The sequence below is a fragment of the Desulfosarcina sp. genome, assembly GCF_041551955.1.
Classification (GTDB): Bacteria; Desulfobacterota; Desulfobacteria; order Desulfobacterales; family Desulfosarcinaceae; genus Desulfosarcina.
In genome coordinates this window covers 1-5,856 of sequence record NZ_JBFELV010000314.1, presented here as the reverse complement: position 1 = coordinate 5,856, position 5,856 = coordinate 1, and the positions used below count along the sequence as shown (strand labels likewise).

The window sequence follows — 5,856 nt, the reverse complement described above, 5'->3', positions numbered from 1 at the left end:
GTCAAGCAGGACCTGGTCGACACCGCCCGGGTGATCGACTACCTGGACGAGGTGGATTTCTGTGAAAAGGCGCTGGGTGCCCACGATGTCGACCAGGCGGTGGTCCCTCTGCACAACGCCGAAGCCTACCTGACTCACACGACCAAACACTGCGCCTTCGGCCCGGGCAACGGCCGGATGCTGAACAAGATCCTGGAAATGGCCGCAGCCATCGTCGGCGGGGTCAGGCGTCTGAAGGAACGTCCCATCGTTTCCTTCACCACCTGCCCGGTCAGCCCGTTGAAGCTGATCACGGACTGCTGCGAAATCATCATGGAATCGGCCCGCAACAATGTGGTGTGCAACATTCTCTCCATGGCCATGGCCGGCGGCACCGCACCGGTGACGCTGGCCGGCACCCTGGTGACCCACAATGCGGAAATTTTGAGCGGAATCACCTTGAGCCAGCTGACCCGCAGGGGGGCGCCGGTGGTCTACGGCAGTTCGACCACCGCCATGGACCTGAAAATGGCCGCGGCGACCGTGGGGACGCCCGAATGTGCGCTGATCAGCGGGGCCGTGGCGCGGCTGGCGCGCTATTATGCCCTGCCGAGCTATGTCGCCGGTGGCTAGGGCGATTCTAAAATATCCGACGTCCAGGCAGGCCACGAAAAGACGCTCACCGGATTGTTGCCCGCATTGGCAGGTGCCAATATGATTTACGGTCTGGGAATGCTTGAAAGCGGCATCACGTTCGACTATGGCCAACTGGTGTTAGACTGCGAATTTGCCCGCATGATCAAATTTACCGTGCAGGGAATCCCGGTGAATGCGGAAACACTCGCCGTGGACGCGATCAAGGAGATCGGTCCGGGCCGGGACTTCCTCATGCACCCAACGACCTTCAAGGGCATGCGGAATCAATCCAAACCAGAGTTAATCGACCGCAGGATGAGAAGCGTGTGGGAGGCCGCAGGTGCCACCACCGCCTATGAGCGGGCCATGGCCAAGGCGCGCTGGATCCTTGACAACCATCACCCGGACCCGCTGCCCGACAAGGTACTTGCCAAAATCAGGAGCATCGTCCAACAGGCTGAAGCGGAGATTGGAATCGAAACAGGAGAAGATCCATGAAAGAGAGTTTGAAGCTACCCAAACAGGCCAACGTGGTGATCATCGGCGGCGGGATTATCGGTTGTTCGATTGCCTACCACCTGGGGCACATGAACTGCAAGGATGTCGTCCTGCTGGAGAGGGACGAACTGACGTCCGGGACCACTTGGCATGCCGCCGGCCTGATGGTGACCTTCGGTTCCCTGTCGGAGACATCGACCCAGATGCGCCTCTACGGCCGCGACCTCTACAACCGCCTGGAGGCGGAAACCGGATTGTCCACCGGCTTCACACCCATCGGATTCATCGAAGTCGCCAGCGACCGGGACCGTCTGGAGGAGTACCGCCGGGTAGCCGCCTTCAACCGCTACTGCGGCATAGACGTACATGAGATCTCACCCTCACAAATCAAGGGTCTCTTCCCCCTGGCCCGAGTGGACGACCTGCTTGCCGGGTTCTACGTCGAGGAGGACGGCCGGGTGAATCCGGTGGATGCCACCCTGGCCCTGGCCAAGGGCGCCCGTAACCATGGCGTCCAGGTCATTCAGGGTGTTTCCGCAACCGGCATCATCAAGAAGAACGGCCGAGTAGCCGGCGTCCGCACGGCGCAGGGAGACATCCGGGCCGAGGTGGTGGTCAACTGCGCCGGCATGTGGGCACGGCAGATCGGCGATGCCTCCGGCGTGAACATTCCCAACCAGGCCGCCGAACACTATTACCTGATCACCGAAGAGATGGATGGCATTCCGCAGAACATGCCGGTCCTGGAAGATCCCTCGCACTACGGTTATTACCGCGAAGAGGTCGGCGGACTCATGATAGGGCTATTCGAACCGGTCTGCGCCCCCTGGAACATCAAGCGCATTCCCGAAGACTTTTCCTTCGGTGAGATCGAACCGGACTGGGATCGCATGGGGCCGTTCGTGGAAAAAGCCATTTCACGGGTGCCGGTGATCCAGGATCTCGGCATCAAAACCTTCTTCTGCGGCCCGGAAAGCTTTACGGCGGACTTGGCCCCCATCGTCGGCGAAGCGCCCGAGGTGAAGAACTACTTCGTCGCCGCTGGTTTGAACTCCATCGGCATCATCATGGGCCCCGGTCTGGGACGCGCCATGGCCCACTGGATCATCAATGGCAAGCCCGATGTGGACATCACCGGTTTCAATATGAGCCGGCTGCACCGCTACCAGAACAACCCCGATTACCGGCGCCACCGCACGGTCGAGTCCCTGGGCATGGTTTACCAGTGCCACTACCCCTACAAATCCATGAAGACGGCCAGGGGCGCCAAGAAATCTCCCTTCTATGACCGCCTGAAAGACCGGGGGGCCTGTTTCAGGGAGGTGAGCGGCTGGGAATGTGCGGACTGGTATGCGCCCGCGGGCGATGAGGCTAAGATCGACAAGCATTCCTGGGGCCGCGAAAGCTGGTTCGCCCACTGGGAGGCCGAGCACCGTGCGGCCCGCGAGAAAGTGATTCTAATGGACATGTCCTTCATGCCCAAGTTTTTGGTCCAGGGGCGTGATGCCGGCAAGGTGCTCGACACCCTGTCGACCAACGACGTTGACCTGGCCGCCAACCGGATCACCTACACCCCCTGGCTAAACGAAGACGGCAAGCTGGAAATCGACCTGACGGTCGCCAAGCTCGAAGACGAAAAATTCATGGTCGTGGTGACCGACACGATGCACCGCCACACCGAGAACTGGATGAAGCGGCACATCCCCGACGAGGCCCACGCCTTTGCCACCGACATCACCTCGGCCTACGCCCAGCTCAACATCCAGGGGCCCCGATCCCGGGAACTGCTGCAGTCGCTCACCGAGACAGACCTGTCCAACGCTGCTTTTCCCTATCGGCACGTGGAGGAGATCGCCGTCGGCTACGCCCGTATGATCTGCGCCCGCATCACCTATCTTGGAGAGCTGGGCTACGAGCTCTACATCCCCACCGAACAGGCGACCCACGTCTACGACATGATCGTGGAGGCCGGCGAGCCGTTCGGCCTGCGACATGCCGGCCTCAAAGCCCTGGCCAGCCTGAGAATGGAAAAGGGCTACCGCGACTACGGCCACGACATGGACAACACGGACGATCCCTACGAGGCCGGCCTGAGCTTCACCGTCAAGATGGACAAGTCCACCGACTTCATCGGCAAGGCCGCCTGCGCCGAGAAACAGGCCCAGGGCCTGCCCAACCGGCGGCTGGCCCAGGTATTGGTCAAAGACCCGCACCCCTTGTTGTTCCATGCCGAAGTGGTCAGCAGGAACGGCAAGCCGGTGGGGTACGTCCGATCCGGATCTTACGGCTACACGCTGGGCGGCGCCGTGGGACTGTTCATGATAGAAGCGGATGAAGCGATCGATCAGGCTTATATCGATGCGGGCAAATGGGAAATTGATATCGCCGGCAAGGTGTATCCGGCTATCGTTTCAATCTCACCGCTCTACGACCCCGGGATGGAGAAGATCAAATCCTGACTGAAATGAAAAAACGGCATAGCGCCGTATGATAGGCAATGGCCCGGTTGCCGTGCAACCGGGCCATTGCCTATCAGTGGGTCTGCAGATAGGGGGTCAGGCTATAGAATCTGGCTGAGGAACAGCTTGGTACGGTCATGGGTGGGATTGACGAAGAAATGCTCCGGCGTGCCCTCCTCCACGATGGCGCCGGCATCCATGAAAATCACACGGTCGGCCACTTCCCGGGCAAAGTCCATTTCGTGGGTCACCACCACCATGGTCATGCCCTCTTTGGCCAGGGTCTTCATGACGTCGAGCACTTCACCGATCATCTCCGGATCCAGCGCCGACGTGGGCTCGTCGAACAGCATGATCTTGGGGTCCATGGCCAGGGCCCGGGCGATAGCCACTCGCTGCTGCTGTCCGCCGGAAAGCTGGTCCGGATAGACATTTTTCTTGTCGACGATGCCCACCTTCTCCAGCAGGGCCATAGCTTTGTTCAGGCTTTCGTCACTCGATCGCTTGCGCACCACCCGCTGGGCCAGGGTCACGTTTTCCAGCACCGTCTTGTGGGGAAACAGGTTGAACGACTGGAAGACCATGCCCACCTCGGCCCGAATCTTGTTGATGTCGGTCTTCTGAGCCAGGATGTCGGTACCGTCGATAAAGATATGCCCGCTGGTAGCGTGTTCCAGGCGGTTGAGACATCTTAAAAAAGTACTCTTGCCGGAGCCCGAGGGGCCGATCACCACGACCACCTCGCCGGCCTTGATGTTGGCCGTCACGTCCACCAGCGCAGGAATCTCATGGGGTGCGTAAAAAGTTTTGTATACATTCTTTGCCTGTATCACGATGTCGCCATCCTCCTCTCAAGGTGTTGCACGTACATGGAAAGGGTAAAGGTAAGCACCAGGTAAAGCAGCCCCAGGAGGATGTACACCTCAAAGGGTTGAAGCGTTGCCGTTACCGCTTCCCGGGCCGCTTTGGTCAACTCGCGGATGGCAATGATCCCCAACAGGGAAGAATCCTTGATCAAGCTGATAAACTGCCCGGCCAGAGGTGGAAGGATCCGGCGAAGCGCCTGGGGAAGGATGATGTAGCGCATGGATTGGGCATAGGTCATGCCTAAAGAGCGGGCCGCTTCGGTCTGCCCGCGGTGGATTGACTGGATGCCTGCCCGGACGATTTCCGACACGTAGGCGCCGGCAAAACAGGCCAGTGAAGCCACGCCGTACCAGAATGCCGGGATCTGCCCGAAACCGTAGGCGTAGAGCAGGTCGTTGATCAACGTCCCCAGCACGAAGTACCAGATCAAAATCTGAACCATCAAGGGAGAACCCCTGATCAGTTCCACATAAACGATGGAGGTCCACCGCAGGGCGGGGTTGTCGGAAATGCGCATCAACCCGCTGATGATGCCGATGATCACGCCCAGTATCGTGGATACCACGCTGACCTTGAGGGTAATCCACAAACCGATGACCAACAGGCCGGCTTTCCATTTTTTGTAGCTGGCCAGGGTGTCGCCATAGTAGACGGATTCACCTTCCGACACCCGCAGGCTCTTGGCGGGTGCCTTGTAGTCAGCCGACTCATCGACGCCTGTTACCGTGACGATGACCTGGTTCCCTTCGGTCCGAATGGATGACACCTCGCCGTCAATGTTGGACGTCACGTTGATGTCGTCATGGTAGGCAAAATAAATAGGTGTCCGGTTCCATCGCCAGTTGTATTTGATCGCCTGGGTCGCGTAGTAGAACAAACCCAGAAAGATCAAAACACCGAGGCAGAAAATCATGACCCACTTGTTGTAACCGGCGGGTCGTCCGGTTATCCGCTGACTGTTTTCATCGCTCATGATCGCATCTTCTTCCTGATAGGGTAAAAGCGTGAGGGCAATGGCTCATAGGCGCCATGATGACACAGGCCGGCCGAGAAAAATCCGGCCGGCCTGTGTGTGGATCATGATCACCCATCTGTTTCAGTCATAAAGGTTACTCGAGTTCCTTCTTCCAGTCCGAGCTCAGGATCCATTTGTTGTAGGTTTTTTCGTAGAACCCGTCGCCCTTGCACTGTCTAAGGAAGTTGTTCAGAAAATTCAGGAAGTCGGGGTCGCCCTGGTTGATGGCCCAGACAAGGGGCTCATAGGTGAAGGGCTGGTCCAAAAAGACGGTCTTGCCCTTGCCCTGGCTGGAGTAGAGGATGCCGATGAAGGGGAGGTCGTAAACCAGCGCATCGGCCTTGCCGTTGATTACTTCCATGCCGGCTTCGGCTTCGGACTCGAACCCTTTGTAAGTGGCTT

The 5,856-nt window shown here is 58.9% G+C and carries 3 protein-coding genes and 2 pseudogenes; 2 read left to right on the top strand and 3 right to left on the bottom strand.

Annotated features, from left to right (window positions below):
• Nucleotides 1-12 precede the first annotated feature (12 nt).
• Nucleotides 13-1,113 (top strand): annotated as a pseudogene (locus tag ABYV26_RS18850) (trimethylamine methyltransferase family protein).
• The gene (locus ABYV26_RS18845) at nt 1,110-3,572 is read left to right on the top strand and encodes an FAD-dependent oxidoreductase (RefSeq protein WP_372682901.1); all 2,463 of its coding nucleotides are present in this window, start codon (nt 1,110-1,112) and stop codon (nt 3,570-3,572) included. Before ABYV26_RS18850 ends, ABYV26_RS18845 begins: the two are co-directional and overlap by 4 nt.
• Nucleotides 3,573-3,673: 101 nt before the next feature.
• Here ABYV26_RS18845 and ABYV26_RS18840 read toward each other — a convergent pair whose 3' ends face one another.
• From ABYV26_RS18840 to ABYV26_RS18830, 3 genes and pseudogenes are all read right to left on the bottom strand, one after another.
• Nucleotides 3,674-4,405, bottom strand: coding sequence for an amino acid ABC transporter ATP-binding protein (locus ABYV26_RS18840; RefSeq protein WP_372682900.1), 732 nt, complete (start codon nt 4,403-4,405; stop codon nt 3,674-3,676).
• A complete protein-coding gene (locus tag ABYV26_RS18835) occupies nt 4,402-5,412 on the bottom strand; it encodes an ABC transporter permease subunit (RefSeq protein WP_372682899.1) in 1,011 nt (336 codons plus the stop codon). The genes ABYV26_RS18840 and ABYV26_RS18835 overlap by 4 nt, the downstream gene beginning before the upstream one ends.
• Before the next feature lie 136 nt (nt 5,413-5,548).
• Nucleotides 5,549-5,856 (bottom strand): annotated as a pseudogene (locus ABYV26_RS18830) (amino acid ABC transporter substrate-binding protein); the annotation flags it as partial.